The sequence below is a fragment of the Vibrio taketomensis genome (assembly GCF_009938165.1).
In the GTDB taxonomy this organism is placed as follows: domain Bacteria; phylum Pseudomonadota; class Gammaproteobacteria; order Enterobacterales; family Vibrionaceae; genus Vibrio; species Vibrio taketomensis.
Map to the genome: position 1 here is coordinate 1,960,375 of NZ_AP019649.1, position 22,656 is coordinate 1,983,030.

Annotated in this window: 23 protein-coding genes; 14 read left to right on the forward strand and 9 right to left on the reverse strand. The window is 45.7% G+C overall.

All coding sequences use genetic code 11. The features are described 5' to 3' along the window. The first annotated feature begins 17 nt into the window (after positions 1-17). From agaV to Vt282_RS08885, 6 genes are all read left to right on the forward strand, one after another. On the forward strand, positions 18-491 hold the full coding sequence (agaV, locus tag Vt282_RS08860; protein ID WP_162046024.1) for a PTS N-acetylgalactosamine transporter subunit IIB: 474 nt from the start codon (positions 18-20) through the stop codon (positions 489-491). Positions 492-508: 17 nt separating this feature from the next. Further along, the gene (agaW, locus tag Vt282_RS08865) at positions 509-1,285 is read left to right on the forward strand and encodes a PTS N-acetylgalactosamine transporter subunit IIC (RefSeq protein ID WP_162046023.1); all 777 of its coding nucleotides are present in this window, start codon (positions 509-511) and stop codon (positions 1,283-1,285) included. Continuing rightward, a complete protein-coding gene (agaE, locus tag Vt282_RS08870) occupies positions 1,275-2,159 on the forward strand; it encodes a PTS N-acetylgalactosamine transporter subunit IID (RefSeq protein ID WP_162046022.1) in 885 nt (294 codons plus the stop codon). Before agaW ends, agaE begins: the two co-directional genes overlap by 11 nt. A gap of 70 nt (positions 2,160-2,229) precedes the next feature. After that, the gene (agaF, locus tag Vt282_RS08875) at positions 2,230-2,670 is read left to right on the forward strand and encodes a PTS galactosamine/N-acetylgalactosamine transporter subunit IIA (protein WP_162063170.1); all 441 of its coding nucleotides are present in this window, start codon (positions 2,230-2,232) and stop codon (positions 2,668-2,670) included. Further along, entirely contained in the window at positions 2,660-3,865 is a 1,206-nt protein-coding gene (gene nagA, locus Vt282_RS08880; protein ID WP_162063171.1) for an N-acetylglucosamine-6-phosphate deacetylase, read from the forward strand. Before agaF ends, nagA begins: the two co-directional genes overlap by 11 nt. After that, a complete protein-coding gene (locus tag Vt282_RS08885) occupies positions 3,856-4,710 on the forward strand; it encodes a tagatose bisphosphate family class II aldolase (RefSeq protein ID WP_162063172.1) in 855 nt (284 codons plus the stop codon). The genes nagA and Vt282_RS08885 overlap by 10 nt, the downstream gene beginning before the upstream one ends. Positions 4,711-4,801: 91 nt before the next feature. Here Vt282_RS08885 and Vt282_RS08890 read toward each other — a convergent pair whose 3' ends face one another. Both Vt282_RS08890 and Vt282_RS08895 read right to left on the reverse strand, forming a co-directional pair. After that, positions 4,802-5,506, reverse strand: coding sequence for a flavin reductase family protein (locus Vt282_RS08890; protein ID WP_162063173.1), 705 nt, complete (start codon positions 5,504-5,506; stop codon positions 4,802-4,804). Between the two features lie 51 nt (positions 5,507-5,557). Next, the gene (locus Vt282_RS08895) at positions 5,558-6,058 is read right to left on the reverse strand and encodes a fasciclin domain-containing protein (RefSeq protein ID WP_162063174.1); all 501 of its coding nucleotides are present in this window, start codon (positions 6,056-6,058) and stop codon (positions 5,558-5,560) included. 206 nt (positions 6,059-6,264) lie between these two features. On the opposite strand from Vt282_RS08895, the gene Vt282_RS08900 reads away from it, so the two are divergent. After that, entirely contained in the window at positions 6,265-6,570 is a 306-nt protein-coding gene (locus Vt282_RS08900) for a DUF6482 family protein (protein WP_162063175.1), read from the forward strand. 46 nt (positions 6,571-6,616) lie between these two features. On the opposite strand, the gene sohB is transcribed toward Vt282_RS08900, so the two are convergent. After that, a complete protein-coding gene (sohB, locus tag Vt282_RS08905) occupies positions 6,617-7,678 on the reverse strand; it encodes a protease SohB (RefSeq protein WP_162063176.1) in 1,062 nt (353 codons plus the stop codon). A gap of 99 nt (positions 7,679-7,777) precedes the next feature. Here sohB and Vt282_RS08910 point away from each other — a divergent pair, with 99 nt between their 5' ends. From Vt282_RS08910 to Vt282_RS08925, 4 genes are all read left to right on the forward strand, one after another. After that, positions 7,778-8,521 carry a YciK family oxidoreductase gene (locus Vt282_RS08910; protein ID WP_162046014.1) on the forward strand — a complete coding sequence of 248 codons (744 nt, stop codon included), beginning with the start codon at positions 7,778-7,780 and terminating at the stop codon, positions 8,519-8,521. 118 nt (positions 8,522-8,639) lie between these two features. Beyond that, positions 8,640-9,317, forward strand: a complete 678-nt coding sequence (gene imuA / locus Vt282_RS08915) for a translesion DNA synthesis-associated protein ImuA (protein ID WP_162063177.1) — start codon at positions 8,640-8,642, stop codon at positions 9,315-9,317. A gap of 3 nt (positions 9,318-9,320) precedes the next feature. Next, positions 9,321-10,769: a Y-family DNA polymerase gene (locus tag Vt282_RS08920; RefSeq protein WP_162063178.1), complete on the forward strand. Its 1,449-nt coding sequence runs from the start codon at positions 9,321-9,323 to the stop codon at positions 10,767-10,769. A 14-nt stretch (positions 10,770-10,783) separates the two neighbouring features. Continuing rightward, positions 10,784-13,858, forward strand: a complete 3,075-nt coding sequence (locus Vt282_RS08925) for an error-prone DNA polymerase (RefSeq protein WP_162063179.1) — start codon at positions 10,784-10,786, stop codon at positions 13,856-13,858. Between the two features lie 61 nt (positions 13,859-13,919). On the opposite strand, the gene Vt282_RS08930 is transcribed toward Vt282_RS08925, so the two are convergent. The 4 genes from Vt282_RS08930 to cydH form a co-directional block, all read right to left on the reverse strand. Continuing rightward, entirely contained in the window at positions 13,920-14,870 is a 951-nt protein-coding gene (locus tag Vt282_RS08930; RefSeq protein ID WP_162063180.1) for a chemotaxis protein CheV, read from the reverse strand. Positions 14,871-14,969: 99 nt separating this feature from the next. Beyond that, on the reverse strand, positions 14,970-16,184 hold the full coding sequence (gene mlc / locus Vt282_RS08935) for a sugar metabolism global transcriptional regulator Mlc (RefSeq protein WP_162063181.1): 1,215 nt from the start codon (positions 16,182-16,184) through the stop codon (positions 14,970-14,972). A 257-nt stretch (positions 16,185-16,441) separates the two neighbouring features. Continuing rightward, the gene (locus Vt282_RS08940) at positions 16,442-17,599 is read right to left on the reverse strand and encodes a patatin-like phospholipase family protein (RefSeq protein WP_162063182.1); all 1,158 of its coding nucleotides are present in this window, start codon (positions 17,597-17,599) and stop codon (positions 16,442-16,444) included. 13 nt (positions 17,600-17,612) lie between these two features. Further along, a complete protein-coding gene (gene cydH, locus Vt282_RS08945; RefSeq protein ID WP_162046009.1) occupies positions 17,613-17,705 on the reverse strand; it encodes a cytochrome bd-I oxidase subunit CydH in 93 nt (30 codons plus the stop codon). Positions 17,706-17,831: 126 nt separating this feature from the next. Here cydH and Vt282_RS08950 point away from each other — a divergent pair, with 126 nt between their 5' ends. From Vt282_RS08950 to Vt282_RS08960, 3 genes are all read left to right on the forward strand, one after another. After that, a complete protein-coding gene (locus Vt282_RS08950; RefSeq protein ID WP_232055044.1) occupies positions 17,832-18,428 on the forward strand; it encodes a porin family protein in 597 nt (198 codons plus the stop codon). A gap of 499 nt (positions 18,429-18,927) precedes the next feature. Continuing rightward, the gene (locus tag Vt282_RS08955; RefSeq protein WP_162063183.1) at positions 18,928-20,400 is read left to right on the forward strand and encodes a sodium-dependent transporter; all 1,473 of its coding nucleotides are present in this window, start codon (positions 18,928-18,930) and stop codon (positions 20,398-20,400) included. Beyond that, on the forward strand, positions 20,397-20,492 hold the full coding sequence (locus tag Vt282_RS08960; protein WP_162063184.1) for a MetS family NSS transporter small subunit: 96 nt from the start codon (positions 20,397-20,399) through the stop codon (positions 20,490-20,492). Before Vt282_RS08955 ends, Vt282_RS08960 begins: the two co-directional genes overlap by 4 nt. 57 nt (positions 20,493-20,549) lie before the next feature. Here Vt282_RS08960 and Vt282_RS08965 read toward each other — a convergent pair whose 3' ends face one another. Continuing rightward, the gene (locus Vt282_RS08965; RefSeq protein WP_162063185.1) at positions 20,550-20,969 is read right to left on the reverse strand and encodes a hypothetical protein; all 420 of its coding nucleotides are present in this window, start codon (positions 20,967-20,969) and stop codon (positions 20,550-20,552) included. Positions 20,970-21,202: 233 nt separating this feature from the next. Beyond that, entirely contained in the window at positions 21,203-22,633 is a 1,431-nt protein-coding gene (gene ptsG, locus Vt282_RS08970; protein ID WP_162063186.1) for a PTS glucose transporter subunit IIBC, read from the reverse strand. Between the last annotated feature and the right edge of the window lie 23 nt (positions 22,634-22,656).

Consider the following 22,656-nt stretch of genomic DNA (forward strand, 5'->3'; position numbering starts at 1 on the left):
TTTTAAAGGAATTTATCATGCCAAATATCGTTTTAAGTCGTATTGATGAGCGTCTAGTTCACGGCCAAGTAGGTGTGCAGTGGGTAGGTTTTGCTGATGCCAACATCATCGTTGTGGTTAACGACGAAGTCGCAGAAGACACCATCCAACAAAACCTAATGGAAATGGTTATCGCTGACGGTATCGCGATTCGTTTCTGGACCGTGCAAAAGACTATCGAAACCATCCACAAAGCGTCAGATCGTCAACGCATTCTATTGGTTTGTCGTACTCCAAAAGACTTCCGTCAATTGGTAGAAGGCGGCGTGCCAATTAGCAATATCAACGTAGGTAACATGCACTACGCAGAAGGTAAAAACCAAATTGCCAAAACAGTCTCAGTTGATGCTGACGATGTGGCGGAATTTGAAAAACTAAAAGCACTAGGGGTGAAGTGCACCATTCAAGGTGTACCAACTGAAAGTGCAACTGACATCTTTACTCTTATCTAATAATAAGGACACCAATCATGGAAATAGGACTCTTACAGGCGGTGATGCTCGGCATCCTAGCCTTCTTTGCTGGCCTTGATATGTTCAACGGCCTTACTCACTTCCACCGTCCAGTGGTACTTGGTCCGCTAGTTGGTCTAATTTTAGGCGACTTGCAAACCGGTATTCTGGTAGGTGGTACGCTAGAACTGATTTGGATGGGTCTAGCTCCGCTAGCTGGTGCTCAGCCACCAAACGTAATCATCGGTACTATCGTAGGTACGGCTTTCGCAATCACCACTAAAGTAGAGCCTAACGTTGCGGTTGGTGTCGCTGTTCCTTTCGCCGTTGCTGTACAAATGGGTATCACCCTACTGTTCTCAGCAATGTCAGCAGTAATGTCTAAGTGTGATGAATTCGCACAAAACGCAGATACCGACGGTATCGAACGCGTTAACTACATGGCACTTGCGGTACTTGGTTCTTTCTACTTCTTATGTGCCTTCTTACCAGTTTACCTAGGTGCAGAGCACGCTGGGAAAATCGTTGAAGTACTACCTAAAGACCTAATCGACGGTCTTGGCGTTGCGGGCGGCATCATGCCAGCTATCGGTTTCGCAGTACTAATGAAGATCATGATGAAGAATGCTTACATCCCTTACTTCATCCTAGGTTTCGTAGCAGCAGCATGGCTACAACTACCAATCCTTGCGATTGCGGCCGCTGCAACTGCGATGGCAATCATCGACTTTATGCGCAAAACAGAACCAACTCCTGTAACTGCACCAGCTGAGGACTTTGAAGATGGAATCTAATGTAAGCAACGAACTAGACCTTCGTAAACATAACGCTGACGTGCAACCAGCTCCTGGTGTGAGTTCAGATGAGTACGAAAACAAAGAGATTGGCGCAGAGCTAACCAAAGCGGACATTAACCGCATGGCATGGCGCTCACTACTGCTCCAAGCATCATTCAACTACGAACGTATGCAGGCTTCTGGTTGGCTATACGGCCTACTACCTGCGCTGAAGAAGATTCACACCAATAAAGCTGACCTTGCGAAATCAATGCAAGGCCACATGGGCTTCTTCAACACTCACCCATTCCTAGTAACGTTCGTTATGGGTGTGGTACTGGCGATGGAACGTTCTAAACAAAACATCAACAGTATCCAAAGTACCAAGATCGCTGTGGGTGCACCAATGGGCGGTATCGGTGACGCAATGTTCTGGCTAACCCTACTACCAATCTGTGGTGGTATCGGTGCAGACCTTGCGCTGCAAGGCTCAATCATGGGTGCGGTGTTCTTCTTTGTTCTATTTAACGTTGTGCACTTCGGTCTACGTTTTGGTCTTGCGCATTACGCATACCAAATGGGTGTAGCGGCAATCCCAGTGATTAAAGCCAACACCAAGAAAGTAGGTCACGCAGCATCTATGGTCGGTATGACAGTCATCGGCGCTCTAGTAGCAACGTATGTTCGTCTATCAACTACAGCTGAAATCACCGCGGGTGATGCAGTAGTGAAACTACAAGCTGACGTTATCGACAAGCTAATGCCTGCATTCCTACCACTGGTTTACACGCTATGTATGTACGCACTAGTTAAACGTGGTTGGAGCCCACTAAAACTTATCGGTATCACTGTAACACTAGGTATCGTTGGTCGCTTCATGGGCTTCCTATAACCCCTACTCTCTCCAAACTATAAAAACGAAAAATGGGGCTGATTCGTCAGCCCCACATAAGGAAACAAAAATGATTGCTGTAATTTTATCTGGCCACGGTGGTTTTGCTTCAGGCATCGCAAAAGCGATTTTTCAGGTAATTGGTGAACAACCTCAATTTAAATTTATCGACTTCCCAGAAGAGGCAACCACGCCACAACTTGAAGCGCAAATGCGCGAAGCGATTGCTGAAATCGATTCAGGCGAAGGCATTGTATTTCTGACAGACCTACTCGGCGGAACACCTTTCCGTACAGCATCTCTACTAAGCCAAGAGCGCAACGATATCGAAGTTGTGACTGGCACTAACCTACAAATGGCAGCCGAAATGTTGCTAGAGCGTGATGAGCTCAACCTTATCGAATTCCGTGATCAAGCAGTGGAATGTGGCCACCGCGGGATCACTTCGCTAGCAGCTGAAATGGCAGCCAAAGCAGAACACAAAGAAGTGGTAGAAGAAGATGGTATCTAATCGACTCACCACCACTCATCAAAGCTATCGTGCTCAGCGCGTGCTGCATGGTGATACTTGGCTTAACGATGCAATCGTGACCGTGACTGAAGACGGCACCATCACAGCTATCGAGCCATTTAACCCGACGCAACACAGCGACTTCATCGATTTAGGTGAAGTGAGCCTGCTACCGGGCATGATTGATAGTCATGTTCATGGAGCGAAGGGCTGTGATGTGATGGATGCGAGTCACGATAGCTTAAACACCATGTCTCAATACTTTGCCTCACTTGGCGTGACTGGATTCGTTGCTACGACGGTAACCGCTCCAGTGGCTAAGATTCGCTCGGCTCTACAACAAGTCGCGAAGAGTAAGCAACGAGGTGTTGAAGGCGCGGAAATTCTAGGGGCGTACTTAGAAGGCCCTTACTTCACTGAAAAAAACAAAGGTGCTCACCCAACTGAGTGGTTCCGTGACCTGTCTGTAGAAGAGCTCGATAACTGGATCTCTTACACCGACAACCACTTAATCACCGTCGCTTTAGCACCAGAAAAAGCAGGCGCACTCGAAGCAATTCGCTACCTACATAAGCAAGGCATCAAGGTGATGCTAGGCCATACCGACGCAAGCTATGACCAAGTTCAACAAGCGCTAGACGCTGGCGCGAGCGGTATTGTGCATTGCTACAACGGCATGCGTGGACTGCACCATCGTGACCCAGGCGTAGTTGGTGCCGGCTTACTGCACGCGAATAGCTATGTCGAGATGATCGCCGATGGTCATCATGTACACCCAGCAGCGATTGATGTTGCACACCGTTGCTGCGGCAGCCGCATGACGCTAATTACCGACGCGATGAGCGCAACCGGCATGCCAAACGGTGAATACATTCTCGGTGAATACACCGTGCATATGAAAGATGGCGTGGTAACGACCGACACCGGTGGCCTTGCAGGCAGCACGCTAACCATGCCTCGCGCAGTCAACAACATTCAGAAGTGGCTTAACTTACCACTTGAGCAAGCCTGGCTGATGGCGTCTTTGACCCCAGCTCAATCATTAGGCTTACAAGACCAATTCGGCACTTTGGAAGTGGGCAAACGCGCTTCGATGGTTGCCATTAAATCAGATTTTTCAATTGTTAAAACTTGGGTCAATGGACGCCTAGTATTTAAGGCGCAAGAACCAAGTCAGGAGGCTTTATGTATCTAATCTCTTCTCGTGAAATGCTAAAACGTGCTCAAAAAGGCGGTTACGCGGTTCCAGCATTCAATATTCACAACCTAGAAACCGTGCAAGTTATTGTTGAAACAGCATCAGAGATGGGTTCTCCTGTCATTCTAGCTGGTACGCCTGGTACTTATGATTACGCGGGCACTGATTACCTAATCAACATCTGTAAGTCAGCGGCGAAAAAACACAAGATTCCACTTGTACTACACCTTGATCACCATGAAGATCAACAAGATATCTTCGGTAAAGTCAACCAAGGTATTCGCTCAGTCATGATTGATGGTTCACACCACGCATTTGACCAAAACATCGAAATCGTACGCTCAGTGGTGGATTACTGTAACCGTTTTGACGCAAGTGTTGAGGCTGAACTAGGCCGTCTTGGTGGCCAAGAAGATGACCTAATCGTTGATAGTGCCGATGCGCTAATGACGGATCCTGCATCAGCCGCTGAATTTGTTCGCCGCACAGGCATCGACTCTCTAGCGGTTGCTATCGGTACTGCACACGGCCTATACAAAGCAGAACCTAAACTTGACTTTGAACGTCTAGAGAAAATCCGCTCTGTGGTTGATATTCCACTTGTACTACACGGTGCATCAGGTGTGCCAGATGAGATGGTTCGTCGTTGTATCGACCTAGGTATCTGCAAAGTAAACGTCGCCACTGAACTGAAAATTGCTTTTGCTGATGCAGTGAAAACTTACTTTGGTGATCACCCTGACGCAAACGACCCACGTAAATACATCATCCCAGGTAAAGCTGCAATGAAAGAAGTGGTGATGAGCAAGATCCGCGTATGTGGCAGTGAAGGCCGCATCTAATCACGTTCAAATCCTCTAGCTATCTTTCCTGAAAGCTTAAGGTTAACACCCTCCCCCCTATAGTCGGTGTTATTTTAAAGGGAGCCCCTAGTCAAGGCTCCCTTTTCTCTTCTTGTTGTTTCACTAAAGCTTGCCAAGATGAGGGTTCTCCCTCAATGGTTAACGGATACACTAACTGGCTTGGTTTGGCATAGCTCAAACGGTGCAACCGCGAGGTGGAGTGATAACTGTCTAAGCCAGAAATTGCCACAATCCCTAGTGATTCGATATCAATATATCCATCCGGCATGACCGCCTTTCTCGCAACCCAAATACGCTCTATTTCGCCAATCACCATCTCGGTTTGGTTGCTGTTGATTGTCACTCTTTCGACCAGTTTCATTCCTAGCTTTAGCTGACTTTCCGCCACAAATGGGGCGAAAAAATCATGGTCGTATTCAGTGTTTAATCCGACCATAGCGAATTCTGATTGATGTTTTTCGTAACGAGCAGAGGTTTGATGAGCTTGCTGAGTGATATCATTCGAGACGGCATTAATGGTGTAATAGCCCGTATTAATGATGTTTTCTAGACTATGTCGCTCTACCGAATGTGGTCGAGAAATAAAGGCAACCAATGGTGGACTTGAACCTAAATGAATCACGGAACTCACAATCGCAAGATTTTCATTACCGTCACTGTCCACCGTGCCGATTAGATTCGCACTTTTATAGCCAACCACTGAGTTGATAAATTTAGCTCGACCACGAGCGTCCATTCCAGCAATGTCATTTTCAGTAATTTTAACTAATTGCATAAATACAAAAGCGACTCCGCTGTTTGGCGAAGTCGCGTTACTCCTAGTTAATTATTTCGGCATGAGCACGGTATCGATAACATGGATGACACCGTTACTCGCACCGACATCAGTCGCGATCACTTGTGCGTCATTAACCATCACCTTATCGCCCTCAACGGCAATCATTACATCCTGACCTTCTACCGTCGCCGCTTTATCAAGCTTAACCACATCCGCTGCCATCACCTTACCCGGCACCACATGGTAGGTTAAAATGGCAACTAGCTTGTCTTTGTTTTCTGGCATTAATAGCATCTCTACCGTGCCATCCGGCAATTTTGCAAACGCTTCATCAGTCGGTGCAAATACCGTAAATGGCCCTTCACCTTTGAGTGTATCCACTAACCCTGCGGCTTTTACTGCTGCCACCAGCGTGGTGAATGAACCGTTCTCGACTGCCACATCAACGATATCTGCTTTTTTCATTCCATGGTCGTGAGCTTGAACCGACGATAACATCATCAACGATACAACCACGGTACTAACCATCACTAGAACGCGTTTCAACATAATTTCTTCCTCTGTTAGTTTTAAACAGCGCACGCTGAACAAATGTTTCTTTCATCTGCTGTTTTCCATCGTTGTGCTTCTACGGGGAAAGAAATTTTATCGATCATTTTTTATCGACTCGTCGGCGGCGCAATTGATCGATAATGAAGGCTTAGCAGTATCTCTATTGGGAATAAAACTATTGTCAGCATCAAGAGGAAGAGAACATGGCGATGCAGCTCAGTACCTTGGAAAAATTTTTTTATCTCGATAAATTAGTCATACATTCACTGGATATGTCGCTTTACCAAGTTTCCGTGGAGGTCGATGGCGAAGAACATTTTATCACCGATAAAAATGGCGCAATGTTACGTTCGTTTTCTATTGTCGAACTGCAACGTCAGTGCGCTGCGCTCAACGTGAAGCAATGGGTGTTACGCCAGCAAAGCGCTTACGATGAAATGATTGGCACCGCTGTACGTCAGCAAGCCAATACACTGGAAGTACCACTAGGTAACAATAAATTGTATTAGAAACAAAAAAGCCGCTCACTTGAGCGGCTCGTCGTCGATATTTCGCTTACATAATCGGGCGCTGGCCACGATCAATAAGCTTCATCAATACGTTGTCTGCTGCTTCGCCCATCAGCGCAGCAAGTTTAGACGTAATTTTCTTCTTCTCAACATAGTGAACGGCTAGCACCGTTTTGTCTTTACAAGCTTCAACCACAAGATCGTCTGAGGTTTTGATTTCATCCACTAGACCTAAAGCCAAAGCTTGAGTACCAAACCAATGCTCACCGGTGGCCACCTTTTCAAGTTCAAGATCTGGGCGACGCTCACGAATAAAATCTTTAAACAGTACGTGCGTTTCTTCTAGCTCTTGTTTGAACTTATCACGCGCTTTATCGGTATTTTCACCAAACATTGTTAGGGTGCGCTTAAATTCACCAGCTGTGATTTGCTCGTACTCAATATCGTATTTTTTCAATACCTTATTAAAGTTTGGCAACTGTGCAATCACACCAATTGAGCCAACAATGGCAAACGGTGCCGAGACGATCTTATCGGCAATACACGCCATCATGTAACCGCCACTGGCTGCCACTTTGTCGACAGAAATAGTCAATGGCAAACCCGCCGCTTTTAGACGATCAAGTTGTGATGATGCCAGACCATAGCCATGCACCATACCGCCACCAGACTCAAGGCGTAGCAGTACTTCATCACCTTCACGGGCAACCGCCAAAATCGCCGTGACTTCTTCACGCAGTGACGCCACTTCTTTCGCATCAATGCTGCCTTTAAAATCCAGAACAAATAGATGCGGATCGCGTTTGTTTTCTAACTCGCCTTCTTTGGCAGCTTGCTTAATTTCTTTCTCGCGCGCTTTGTTTTTCTCTTTATCTTGTTTTTTCTCAGCTTTATCGCGAGCTTTTAGGAAAGCGTCATCGTGCAAATGATGCTCTAACTGTTCAACCGTGTGTTTGTGTTGTTCAGTTAGGTTGGTGATTTCTAGTTCACCTTTTGGTGCACCACTACGGCCACCAACGCTTTTGGCAATAATTAAAATCGCAACCAATGCGACTACCACAGTCACAATCTTGGCCAGAAACAGGCCGTAGTCCAACAAAAATTCCAAGCTAAATATCCTCTCAATGTGCGAATTAGTGTATTGTATACGCTAGTAACCATTTGTCACGAAGACGAAAAGCAGTTCATTACAATAAGGAAGCATAGCGTGAATTATTCAGTTGCTGATAACGCTCTAAAGGATAAAGTCATTCTCGTTACCGGCGCTGGTGCCGGCATCGGTAAACAAGCGGCGATCAGCTTCGCTCAACATGGCGCGACAGTGATTCTATTAGGTCGCACCGTAAAAAAACTTGAACAAACTTACGATGAAATTGAAGCTGCTGGTTATCCGCAAGCTGCGATTATTCCTTTGGATATGAAAGGCGCCAGCAAACAAAACTATCTCGACATGGCTGACACAATTGAAAGCCAGTTCGGTCGTTTAGATGGTGTGCTACACAACGCAAGCTTGTTAGGCGTGATCAGCCCATTCGACCAAATTGGCGAAGACAGCTATGACGATGTGATGCAAGTGAACGTTAAAGCGCAGTTTTTGATGTCACAAGCACTGCTGCCGCTACTGCATAAATCCGATGACGCACGTATGGTATTTACATCATCTACTGTAGGTCACATTGGTCGTGCTTACTGGGGTACTTATGCGATGTCGAAATTCGCAACAGAGGGCATGATGCAAGTCCTTGCTGATGAGTTAAGCGATACCCACATTCGCGTCAATGCAATTAACCCAGGAGCAACACGCACTGGCATGCGCGCGAAAGCTTACCCAGCTGAAGATACCGATTTACTAAAAACACCACTGGATATTATGCCACTCTACCTCTATCTAATGGCGCCAGAAGGTCAAGCTGTACATGGTCAGTGTATTGACGCTCAGCCAAAGAAATAACGAACAATAAATCAGCGCCTTGTAACCATACAAGGCGTTTTTGATTTCACAGCTATTGCAGTGCGAGCGGAATTATTTATACTGTATAAATGTACAGTTAATTATTCACACTGCGCCTATGTCCGAACTTATTGAGCACCTAAAACAAAAACATTGGTTATGGCACGGTAACGCCCAGCAACAGCCAAGCGATGCCTATTCTACTGGCTATGCCCTGCTCGATACGAAGCTTGAGGGCGGTTTTCCCAAACATGGCGTTATCGAACTGCAAACCGACTTGGGCATTGGCGAGCTAAGATTACTGCTGCCACACCTATTAAGTAATCACCAACAACGTATGAGCGTCTTTATTCAGCCTCCTGGCTACCTATGCGCACAAATGTTGGTCGAGCAAGGTTTCGATCTCAACCAAATCTTACTGATCTATCCTGACAACCCTCGCCATGCACTGTGGGCTGCGGAGCAATGCCTAAAAAGTGGCGCTTGTGCAAATGTTCTGCTTTGGCATCAAGAGCTCGAAGTCCATCAAGCACGCCGCTTACAAGTCGCCAGTGAGGCTGGCCAGTGCTTACAGTTTCTATTTAAGCCAAGCCAACACGGAGTATTTTCACTGCCAGTAAGTTTAAGCATGCGTTTAGAGCCCCATAACCACGGCTTAAACATCACGATAACCAAACGTAAAGGCGGCTGGTCACATGGTAGTTTTGTTCTGGACATGCGCTCGCACTGGCCACAATTTGCGATTACCGCTGATGAATCTGTGGTGATTCCATTTCCACTGCGTAAGCAAGGTTAGTCTATGCAGTTGTGGCTTTACCTTCATTTTCCGACTTTACAGCTCGATGCGCTCTTCGCTGGGCAAAACCAAGCTCAACCCGATTCAGTTAATGAAGATGACAATGCGGCTATCGTGGTGGTTGATGGGCGACGATTTCAAATCGTACAAGCTAACTCCGTCGCTCTCGAATTAGGTATTCAATGTGGTATGGGCTTAGGTAGTGCCAGCGCGCTATGCCACCAGCTACAAGTACACCCATACAATGCCAAAGTAGAACAGCAAACTCTGCTGGATATCGCGCAGTGGCTTTATTTGGTCACCTCTGACATCGTGATCGTACCTCCACAAGGTATTTTACTTAAAATCAGCAATATGCTGAGCTTATATGGAGGGCTTGAGGCCTATTGGCAAACGCTCTCTCAGCATCTCAACCAGCTTAACTACCACTATCAGTTTGCAACCGGGTTCTCTCCCTATTCGGCAATTTTGCTTGCGAAATCAGCAGCTATGTTCATTTGTAACGACAAGCAGAAACTACTCGAAAGGCTACAAGTCTTACCCATTACCAGTACCGAATTGGCAGAAAAGCAGGTCAGTGCTTTGCAGCGAGTGGGGATTCATACTCTAGAGCAATTGTTATGTTTACCCATGCCAGATCTTGCTCGTCGTTTTGATATTGATCTGGTCAACTATGTCGGTAGATTACTCGGTCAATTTAAGCACCCTGTGGATTTTTATCATCCTCCTGAACGATTTCAGCGCTTTTTAGAATTACTGTATGAAATAGAAAACGTACAGTGGTTGATTAAGCCGTTAACCAAACAACTCAATGCGCTTGAGCAGTTCCTCACGCTACGCAATCAAGTGGCTTATGAATTACAGCTCACCCTGCACCAACGTGATAATCAAACCAGCACGGTCGATTTCACCTCGGCAACAGGCAGTTATTTAGCAAAAGATTGGCTCACGTTGTGTCAGTTGAGATTGGAGTCGCTACAGATTAATGCCCCGGTGCAAGGGCTGACTTTAAGTATTGTCCGTTCAGGTGGGTTAGAGGCCACCAGCCAAGATATGTTTAATCGCCAACAAGGCGCACAAACACCGCTTGAGTTGATTGGTTTACTCCAAGCGAAACTTGGTCAACAACAAGTGCGTAAAGTCTCTTTAAGTAACGATCCTCGCCCAGAAAATGCCACCCAACTTTGTGACCCAACCTTGCCATTGCCGCAGTTTGACGCTGTAAAGCCACCTGTTTGCGCCACCAATCGCCCGAGTTTTATTTTACCAAACCCTGAGCCGCTGCAAGAGAAAGTCTTAATTGTTCAAGGGCCAGAGCGTTTTGTTACCGGTTGGTGGGATGGTCATGATATTACTCGCGATTATTTTATTGCTCGTAGCCAGCAAGGACGCTGGTTATGGATTTTCCGCAATCAGGATAAGCAGTGGTTTCTCCACGGCCAGTATAGTTAAACAGGGTGAGAGCCATGCCTTATGCTGAACTCTTTTGTCAGAGTAATTTTTCATTCTTAACCGGTGCTTCTCATGCCGAAGAATTGATCCTCCAAGCAGACTTTCTCCGCTATCACTCGCTCGCCATCACGGATGAGTGCTCCGTGGCAGGCGTGGTGCGCGCCCATACTTCAATAAAAAACCACCAGCTTGGTGTTAAGCTGATTATTGGCAGTATGTTTTGGCTTAACCAAGAGTGCCAAGTGGTGTTGTTATGCCCAAACCGTCAGGCCTATGCTGAACTCTGTCGTATCATCACCAATGCTCGTCGACGCAGTGATAAAGGTAACTATCAACTCTCAGAGTGGGATTTGATGTCGATTCGTCACTGCTTGGTGTTATGGCTGCCGACCGCACAACCTCATGATACTAAGTGGGGGCAATGGTTGACTCAGCATCATCAACATCGCTTGTGGCTAGGCGTGCAGCGCCACCTTGGTGCTAATGACCATCATTACCTCAATCATTGCCAATCACTGGCCACTGAGCTGCAATTGCCCATCACCGCTTGTGGGGGCGTGTTAATGCACACGGCCACCCGTTTGCCGCTGCAACACACACTGACTGCAATTAAACACGGCGGCAGCATTGATTCTTTGGCTCAGCATTTGCTGGTCAATACCGAGCGTTCACTACGTAGCATCGATAAACTCAGTAAAATATTTAAACCTGAATGGCTCGCAGAAAGTGTCAAGATTGCACAGCGCTGTCAGTTTAGTCTGGCCGAATTACAATATCAGTATCCAAGCGAGTTGATCCCCAATGGGGAAACGCCAATGAGCTACCTACGTAAATTGGTCGCAAAAGGCAAACGACTACGCTTTCCTGATGGCGTACCTTTAGAGATTGAACAAACCATCGAAAAAGAGCTGAGCTTAATTGAGGAGTTAAATTACCCGTTTTACTTCTTAACTATTCATGACATTGTGATGTTTGCCAAAAGGCAACGCATTCTCTACCAAGGCCGCGGATCCGCCGCCAACTCGGTGGTTTGTTATTGCCTTGAAATTACTTCGGTCGACCCACGTCAGATCTCAGTCTTGTTTGAACGCTTTATTAGCAAAGAGCGCGATGAGCCGCCCGATATTGATGTTGATTTCGAGCACCAACGCCGTGAAGAAGTCATTCAGTATATCTATCAAAAGTATGGCCGTGAGCGGGCAGCGCTTGCCGCAACCGTGATCTCGTACCGTTTTAAAAGTGCCCTGCGTGACGTAGGCAAAGCTTTGGGCATTGAAGAGAGCCAACTCGATTACTTTATCAAAAACATCAACCGCCGCGACCGAGCACAAGGTTGGCAAGCACAGTTAGTACAACTTGGTATCGAGCCAACATCACTCAAAGGTGAGCAGTTTATTTATCTGGTCAATGAAATCATCGGTGTGCCACGCCATCTTTCGCAACATGTGGGTGGCTTTGTGATTTCCGCCGGACCTTTGTATGAATTGGTGCCCGTTGAAAATGCAGCCATGCCGGATCGCACTGTAATTCAATGGGATAAAGATGATCTCGAAAGTCTAGCCCTGCTTAAAGTCGATGTGCTTGCACTCGGCATGCTAAGTGCTATTCGTAAATGCTTTGAACTGGTCGAGCGCTTTCATGGTGAACGGCTAACGCTGGCTGAAATCACTCGCCGTCAAGATGATGCTAATGTCTATGGCATGATTCAGCGCGCGGATACAGTAGGCGTATTCCAAATTGAGTCACGTGCACAGATGAGCATGCTACCAAGGCTAAAACCGGCCAGTTACTATGATTTGGTGATTCAAATTGCAATTGTTCGCCCAGGCCCAATTCAAGGCGATATGGTGCACCCGTTTCTAAAACGACGTAATGGTGAAGAGCCGATTAGCTACCCTTCTGAAGAAGTGAAGCAAGTGCTAGAGCGCACGATGGGCGTACCCATTTTCCAAGAGCAAGTGATCAAGTTGGCAATGGTCGCAGCAGGCTTTAGCGGCGGTGAAGCAGACCAACTGCGCCGAGCAATGGCGGCATGGAAGAAAAATGGCGACTTAGTGAAATTTAGAACCAAGCTCATTGAGGGCATGCTTAGCCGGGGCTATCAAGCTGAGTTTGCCGAGCGTATTTTCGATCAAATTCTTGGCTTTGGTGAATATGGTTTTCCGGAAAGCCATTCCGCCTCATTTGCCGTACTCGCCTACTGCTCTGCTTGGCTTAAATTCTATTATCCAGAGGCGTTTTATACTGCGCTACTTAATAGTCTACCTATGGGCTTTTATAGCGCCTCACAACTGGTACAGGATGCCAAACGCCATGGAGTGACAATTCTACCTGTGTGCGTCAACCAATCACTCTATGATCACCAAGTTGTGGCGATGCAAAATGGCTTTGCACTACGACTCGGATTCAGACAAATCAAAGGCTTGAGCCAAGAAAGTACCAAACAGCTAATTCATGCTCGTGGTAACCGCGGCTTTAGTCATCCAAGTCAGCTTAAACATATAGGCCTCAATCGCCGTGATATCGAGTTGCTCGCTTCAGCCAATGCCATGCAAGCCATTGCCAACAACCGCTATCAAGCGCGCTGGTCGATGATGGATACCTTGTCAGATTTGCCCCTATTTGAGCATCTCGAAGAACCCACATCAGAGCATATGATTCGAGAACCAAGCAATCTACAAACGCTATTGGAAGATTACTCCGCCACTGGGCTATCCCTGACCCAACATCCGATCACTTTACTCGACCAAGCGGGTCTATTGGGCCGCTTTACTCGTAAAGCTCAACTGGCAGAAAAACGCCATCAATCATTGGTAACAGTGATTGGCGTGGTAACGGGCAGGCAATCACCCGGAACCGCCGCGGGTGTCACCTTCTTCACTCTTGAAGATGATACCGGCAACATCAATGTCGTGGTGTGGCAAGCAACCGCACGAGCGCAGCAAAAGGCGTATTTAACGGCGAAAATACTGCGCGTTAAAGGTATTCTCGAACGGGAAGGAGAAGTGACGCATATCATCGCCGGGCGCTTAGAAGATCTGACGGAAACACTGCAAGGGCTAGAGAGTAAATCGCGTGATTTTCACTGAGCATGATGCGATCAAAAAAGGGAGCACTCGCTCCCTTTTCAATTCACTGATATAGATTGATTTAGTCAATACCAAGTACTGTTTTCAGGCGGTTTTGTGTCACCTCAACCAACAAATCAGGCTGGAATTTTGAGATAAAACGGTCACAACCCACCTTTTTCACCATCGCATCATTAAAACTACCACTCAGCGAGGTATTCAAAACCACATGCAGGTCTTTCATTCGAGGATCGTGGCGTATCTCAGCGGTTAGCTTGTAGCCATCCATCTCTGGCATTTCTGCGTCGGTTATCATCAGCAAGAGTTCTTGGGTAACGTCTCTGCCTTCATCAGCCCATGACTGCAGTAAACGCAGAGCCTGTAAACCATCACAGCACTCGATAATATCTAAACCTAGTTGTGATAGCGTCCCACGTACTTGCGAACGAGCGGTCGACGAGTCATCAACAATTAATACCTTACGACCTATCATTTGCGCAGTTAAGTCTTCGTCTAACACGCCTTCTGAAATTGATACGTCATAATCGATAATTTCAGCCAGTACTTTTTCAACGTCGATAATTTCAATGATTTGTTCACCGTCACCATCTTTGATGCGCGAAATTGCTGTCAGGTAATTTGAACGTCCAGCCGTTTTCGGTGGTGGTTGAATATCACTCCAAGTGGTATTCACGATATTACGCACTTGACCGACTAAAAAGCCCTGAACCGTACGGTTATACTCGGTAATGATAAGATTTTCTTCGGGTTTCTCTAAGCGAGATGGCGGAAAGCCAATCGCCGCACGTAGATCAATAATTGGTACCGCTGTTCCACGTAACGTTGCCACACCTTTGATGTTGTAGTGCGTACCAGGAAGCTTAGTCAACGGAGGGACTTTAATCACTTCGCGAACTTTAAATACGTTAATCGCAAAAAGCTGGCGACTATTTAAACTAAATAACAATAATTCCAAACGGTTTTCACCAACTAATTTGGTTCGTTGGTCTACCGTATTTAATACTCCAGTCATGGTCATATCGAATCTCTACAACAGTTATCTAGACTACACCAAGCTTGATACCTCTTTGACAAACGACACAATCGTGACTCTGAACAATGAGATAGCCTCTTACCCTTCTAGCACTTTCATTAGCAATAATCCATCGTACAGTGCTTGTTTTACGAGTGCCGCACCAGTCATGGTTGCTTGTTTATAGAACCGAGATTCCACAAGCTCTAAATCTTGATGATAAACGGGTAAACTTTGTTCTTTAATGCATTTTTGAATGGCTGGGTAAAGTATGCTCTTCGCTTGGTTAATTACCCACCAATCAGAATTTTCTGGATTAAATAAATTGATCATTAACGCAGCGGCTGCACCCAAATATTGACCCAATTTTTCAATCACATCGATCGCTAACGCATCGCCGTTAATCGCAGCTTCACAGATATCTTCAACGGAAACATCTTCAATATCCGCCAAAACAGACGGCTCACCCTTGGCGATACGCTCAGTCACTTCACTACGAATGGCTTGCGAACTCGCCACAGTTTCTAGGCAACCTCGATTACCACAATGACATAACTTGCCATGCGGATCGATTTGAATATGCCCTAGCTCCCCGATATTGCCATGTCGACCTTGCAGTACGCGACCATCAAGAATAATACCTGCACCTAAACCATGGTGAATAGAGATCAACACCGAGTTATCATTTTCTTGAGAGTGACCAAACAGTTTTTCCGCCAACGCCCAAGCACGCGTATCGTTGGCAACAAAGACTGGCAATCCAGTTGCTTTGTAAATCTCGGGGCCAAGCGCAAGGTTCTCTACATTGTAGTGCGGCATTTGCAATACGATGCCTTGCTCAGAGTTCACTAAACCGGGCAAAGTAATCGCGATACTGGTAACACGATCCAACTGATCTGAATAGGTTTGGAAGAAGTCTTCAATTTCATGCAGCAGACGCGCTAAAACGTCCTCTTGATCAATTTCATGAATATCAATTTTAGTATCGATTAAGACATCACCACCGAGCTCATGCAAAGCGATAGTCAGATAACCACGACCTAAGCGCATTGACAAAAACTGCCAACCTTCATTGTTGACTTGCAGACCAACGGCAGGACGACCACGACTGATCGCTTCTTGTACTGTGGTTTCATGGATCAAGTGAGCTTCTATCAACTCACGGGTGATTTTGGTGATACTTGCTGGTGCAAGCTCACTCTCTTTGGATAGATCGATTCGAGAAATTGGCCCTTGCTGATCAATAAGCTTATATACACGGCCGGCATTGACCTGCTTTATATGATCAATATGGCCTGGTTGAGCCATGTACATAAAGAAAACTCCGAGAATCGACAACAAAGTAATTTTTTTACTTTGCGAAGTAATTGTGAAGCCCCTTGATAAATCGCCGTGACCAGCATCACGTATAATCCTAATTGTTTGTGTAGCTTGTCATATCGCGAAGTAATTTTTTGTCACGCGACGACGTTATTTTGCGTTGTGAAAAATATGGATTTTTCGACTACAAACACAGTACAACACTCGCAATCACAGCGTTTGCAAAGAAATATATGCGTTACATCGAAGTCTCATCCTTGCGGAAATGGCCAGTTCAACCGAGATAATCCACTCAATTCAAAGGTCTCAACACAACGAAAGCCTGCATCGAGTCCAAGTTGATAGTCGTGTAACAGATCTTCACGGCTACTCATGAGAGAACTCGAAAGCAATGGTTGAGCAGGTTTTACTTGAACGATAAAACAATCGTCCGGAGGAGTATGCAAAAACTCGCGAGTTAATGAGTACGTTTGGTAATGCACCATCAACATATCCATCAAACTTGAATCAAAATTCTCACCGAGCATGTGGCTGACACGATAAATGTCATCAGCACCAAACAACCAGCGCCCACCGTTAAGCGAGGCTAACAGCTGCGCTTGCTTCTTTTGCTCTCTAGAACGTTGAATGCGATCATTGAAAAAATCATTCCAATCCGCTTTCCACTGATTCAATTTTTGCTGCCAGTGCTCTTGAACTAAATTGAACGAGTCGCGATACCATTCTATATTCTCGTTATCGGCCACCAATGGTTCTGGCGTTGGCACCTCGTCCCCTTCGGTACGAATCACCACAATACAACGCGACCCTTGGCGCCACGCTTCCTGCACAGGAATAGAAGCCGAAACTCCGCCATCAATATAACGTCCATGAGCAAATTCTACTTCACGCTCATATAAACGAGGAATCGCGCAACTGGCAATCAACACTTGTTTCCAATCGTGACTCAGCATGGGTAGGTAGCGATCAATTAACAGTGATGAGTCCGTCACAGCCGCATAGGCTTGCCGCTGCCCTAGAACTCGCCTTCCCAAATCGACATCCAACCGATACGGGTAGTCGCATATTTTATCCAGTGCCCAATCTAATCCTAAATATTGCTTACGACGAATATAGCTAAACAGATGGAAAAACTCAGATGAGGTGGTGAGATCGAGGATAAATGATCGACCAATGCCTTTTTGTCGACACAAAAAAGCAGCAAGATTTAGCGCACCTGCCGATGTACCATAAAAACGATGAAAAGGGTCAAAATCAGACAATAGGAAGGCGTCTAATACCCCAGCAGTAAAGATGCCTCTTTGGCCACCACCCTGTGCAACTAAGGCACGAGTACCACTGGTGTATTTAGACAGTCGATCGGTATTCACCGAGCTTGCAGTGTTGGTAATGACACCGCTATTAGTCATAACTACGGTTCACTTATGCGGTTGCTATCGCAATCACGCCAAAACCAATGAGGACAGCAAAAACAATCGTAGTGATCAGTAGGGCATATTTGAGATCGAGTTCCATAAACACCTCCTTTGTTATATACAAAAAATAACACCTGATCGTAAAACACTCAAATTATGTGTTTTTTAAACACAAATATGATGTTAATATCACAATCGCGCCCAACACATAAGCAAGGAGATGCTCATGAAGGTTATCTATCGATATGTCTCAACGGTTATGCTCACTTTGGTGTTTATCCCTTTCGCTCAAGCACAAGTCTACCTAGCTCCTTGGATTGGTTTTACCGGTGGCGGTGAAGTCGAAACTAACCAAGATCACAGATACGATATTGACCCTTCGGCAAGTTATGCCCTATCTGTAGAAACCGATTATCAAACTGGCCGGCTAGGTTTATTTTACTCCTATCAATCAAGCGAGGTAGAAGAGATAGCCTTAGAGGCTGAAATGCAATATTTGATGCTACAAAGCAGTTTGTATTATGAGACGCCAATGCAAGTTGCCCCATATATCGGCATTGGGGTTGGAATGTCATACGCAAGTGCTGACTGGGTAGATAACAACTTAGGATTTGCAACCAGCATTTTCGGCGGTTTCGACTATCCGCTCGCGCAAAATGTGAGCTTTAATACCCAATTTCGCTGGTTGGGAACGGTTGTCGATAGTGATTCTAGAGCGGCGTGCAACCTACCTGCTGGCGCGAACGCAGATTGTGTTATTCAATTTAAATCAGATTGGATGAATCAATTCACGATGAGTTTTGGTGTTGTTATGCACTTCTAGTTTTTACCACATCCAATCGCTACTGGCTGAACTCTGAATTTCATCTTGATTAGGGTAAAACAACAAAATTCAGAGTTGGGCTGCAATAATTCAGACATATCGTCTTTCAATCAAATGAAAGTATTCTTTGGCATATCGAAAATAAACTAGTTTTTGTATAAACATTTAACAAAAACACCACTCTCATTCACTACCAGACCCAAATAAACAACTTAGTACGACATACTTAAAGCAAAAACAAACATTACAATATATTGCCATTACAAATTTTACGAGTTAATCTCTGCTCATATGCAGTGATTGTTTCAGTTTTGCACTCACACATCGCAATAAACAAAACTATAAATCACCATAGTGAAAAATTGAAATAAAAACCAAACATGCGCCATATCATGGATGATATAGCAACCGTCAGCCTATTAACCATAGACGAAGCTAATTGCACATCATGATTGGCCATTGAGCCTATGAAATACTTCATATTCAGGGAGTTGTAATTATGAAGCGAGAACAATGGGGATCCCGTGCTGGATTTATCTTAGCGGCAGTCGGATCTGCTATCGGTTTGGGTAACATCTGGCGTTTCCCATATATGGCCTACGAAAATGGTGGTGGCGCCTTTTTTATCCCTTACCTTTTTGCCATGATCACCGCGGGTATTCCATTTATGATTTTGGAATTTAGCCTTGGTCAGAAATACCGTGGTAGCGCACCGAAAACACTAGCATCAATCAATTCAAAATTTGAATGGTTGGGCTGGTTCCAAGTCGGTGTTGCGGCGGTGATCGCTGTTTATTACATCGCGATCATCGGTTGGTCTATCTCTTACTTGGGTATGTCGTTTACCCAAAGCTGGGGGACAGACACCAACAAATTTTTCTTTGAAGAATACCTACAGTTAAGTGGTTCTCCGACTGAACTGGGTAGCATTCAGTGGAAGATCGCTATCGCAATGTTGATTGCTTGGGGTATTACCTATGCTGCTATCGTTAGCGGCGTAAAAGCAGGGATTGAACGCGCCTCTAAAATCATGATGCCAGTGCTCTTTATCATGGTATTGATCCTAATCGGTCGTGTAATCATGCTGCCAGGTGCGGTTGAAGGTCTGAACTACATGTTCGCTCCAGACTTCAGCAAAATCTGGAATCTAAAAGTTTGGGCTGCGGCATACGGTCAAATCTTCTTTACCCTAAGTATCGGCTTTGCAATTATGCTGGCATACTCTAGCTACTTGCCAGAGAAATCAGACATCACCAACAACGCCTTTATGACGGTATTGATTAACTGTGGTTTCTCCATTCTTGCCGGTATTATGATTTTCTCGGTACTGGGTTACATGGCGGCAGAGCAAGCGAAACCACTGACTGAAGTTGTATCTTCAGGTGTTGGTCTTGCCTTCGTTACCTTACCTGCGGCAATTAACCTTCTGCCAATTCCATATATTCTTGGCCCTGTTTTCTTCTTAGCATTGACCGTTGCGGGTGTGAGCTCACACATTTCAATCATGGAAGCAGTAACGTCTTCAGTGATCGACAAATTGAACTGGAGCCGCAAAAAAGCAGCCAACGTAGTCGTCGGTACTGGCGTTGTTATATCAATGGCATTCGCGACCAACGCAGGTCTACTTCTACTTGATCTTGTTGACCACTTTGCAAATAACGTCGGTATTCTATTAGGTGGCTTTATCGAAATCGCGTTAGTAGCATGGCTAATGAAACAAGTATCTGAAGTACGCCAATACGTAAACGCAAAATCAGATTTCTCGGTAGGCCAATGGTTTGAAATCTGCTTGAAGTTTGTTACCCCTCTAATGCTTATCGCAATTCTAGTTAGCAAACTATATGAGCTAATGACTGTCGGTTACGGCGGCTATGATTTAACTCTAGGTTGGGTAGTAATGTTGGTGCTGCTGGCGATTGGTCTAGCAATCAACTTCACTGGTAAAAAATCAGCACAGGAAGCAGTACAATGACACTAGGCGCTATTATCATGATGCTTATTGGTGTTTCAATCACTTGGGGCGGTGCAGCGATCTGTATTAACCGTGCCATGAAGAAACAATAACCACAATAAACAAAAAAGCCGGCAATCGCCGGCTTTTTTGTTCTCTAATCGACCTCACTAAAATCGATATTTAGCCCCTAATGCACCACTAATGCCAAGCTCCCAACTATCATCCATGTCGAGTTCAGGTTGCAGTTCTCCATACACATGCCAACCATTACTCACCTGATAGCTCACACCGAGTGGAACGCGCACACCAAATCCATCATCCCAATCGTTCCAAACACCACCAGCCACATACCAACTGACCGGCTCTTTGGTATCAAATTGGCCTCGTTTCGCGATGTAATCAAATGCGCCACCTTCGTTCCCTACAACAAAGCGAAGCTTATCATCGAGTTCAACCACCACACTCAACTGTTTATCCACCGCTAGACCAACTGCCAAATCAGTTGCAGGCTGATCATTTGCTTTTACAGCTAAGCTCACGCCTAAGGCACTCGCACCTAGTGCTATGCTCTTCACTACCGCTTTCATTCTATCTCCCAACAGAAAAATCCATGGTCGTATTCTCAAGGTTGGTCAAAAGCTGACGTCAGCGCCAAGTCAATCAGGCGAAAAAATTATGCTAATGGTCGTGAAACTGGGAGATGAGATAGATTAGAAGCGGAACGCGGGATACGTACGGTAAAAGAGAATTGAGAAAATAGAAAAGGAGGCCGAAGCCTCCTTTAGAAGATACCTATAGGGGAAGGTATTATCTTGTTGAATTAGTGGTTACGAATCCACTCATCCATATCTGTTTTTAGGTTGTCAGATTTAGTACCGAAGATAGCTTGAACACCACCTGCAACTACTACGACACCTGCCGCACCTAGTTTCTTAAGTTGGTCTTGGTCAACCGCTGCTGTATCAGCAACTGCAACACGTAGACGAGTGATACATGCATCTAGACCAGTGATGTTTTCTTTACCACCGAATGCCGCAACGAGTTCGCCAGCTAGGTCAGAACCTGATGTTGCTACAGACGCATCTTCAGTTTCGTCTTCACGACCAGGAGTCTTAAGGTTAAGAGCAGTGATTACTGTACGGAATACTACGTAGTAGATAACTGCGTACACTAGACCAACAGCGATCATTAGACCCATCTTCTGAGCGTGGCCAGATAGAACTAGGAAGTCAATTAGACCGTGCGAGAATGATGTACCGTGTACAAAGCCAAGAGTGTTAGCAACAACGTAAGCAGAACCCGCTAGTAGAGCGTGGATTGCGTATAGTACAGGCGCTACGAATAGGAATGAGAATTCGATAGGCTCAGTAATACCAGTTAGGAATGAAGTCAGAGCTGCTGACGCCATGATACCCATAACTTTCGCGCGGTTCTCTGGTTTAGCACAGTGAGCAATTGCGATTGCTGCAGCTGGTAGACCGAACATCTTGAACATGTAACCGCCAGCTAGCTGACCAAAGCCGTTACCCGCTGCGCGAGATGCTTCGTCTGCTACTAGGTAACAAGTTAGAACGCCGTTTTGAGTTTCGCCTGCTGCGTTAACACAAGTACCTGCTTCAAAGAAGAATGGTACGTTCCACACGTGGTGTAGACCGAATGGGATTAGCGTACGCTCAACAACACCGTAGATACCGAACGCTAGTTCTGGGTTTTGGTGTGCAGCCCAATCAGAGAATGCAGAGATTGCACCGCCAACAGGTGGCCATACAACTGAAAGAACAACACCTAGTAGGATCGCTGCGAAACCAGTGATGATTGGCACTGCACGCTTACCAGCGAAGAAACCTAGGTACTCTGGAAGTTGGATTTTGAAGAAACGGTTGAATGCCCAAGCAGCCACACCACCAACAAGGATACCACCAAGTACGCCTGTATCGATCTTCTCAACACCCATGATGCCAGCCATTACGCTTAGCGTAGCAACCATGATGCCGTAACCAACGATTGCAGCAAGACCCGCTACACCGTCGTTATTTGTGAAACCAAGCGCAACACCTACCGCGAATAGTAGTGCCATCTGGCCGAATACTGAGCCACCAGCTTGTTCCATTAGGTTAGAAACGATTTCTGGGATGAAGCTTAAGTGAGCTGCACCTACACCAAGTAGGATACCCGCAACCGGAAGAACTGATACTGGTAGCATCAGAGCCTTACCGACTTTTTGCAGGTTCGCAAAAAGGTTCTTAAACATGTTTATGCTCCTGAAAGATTATT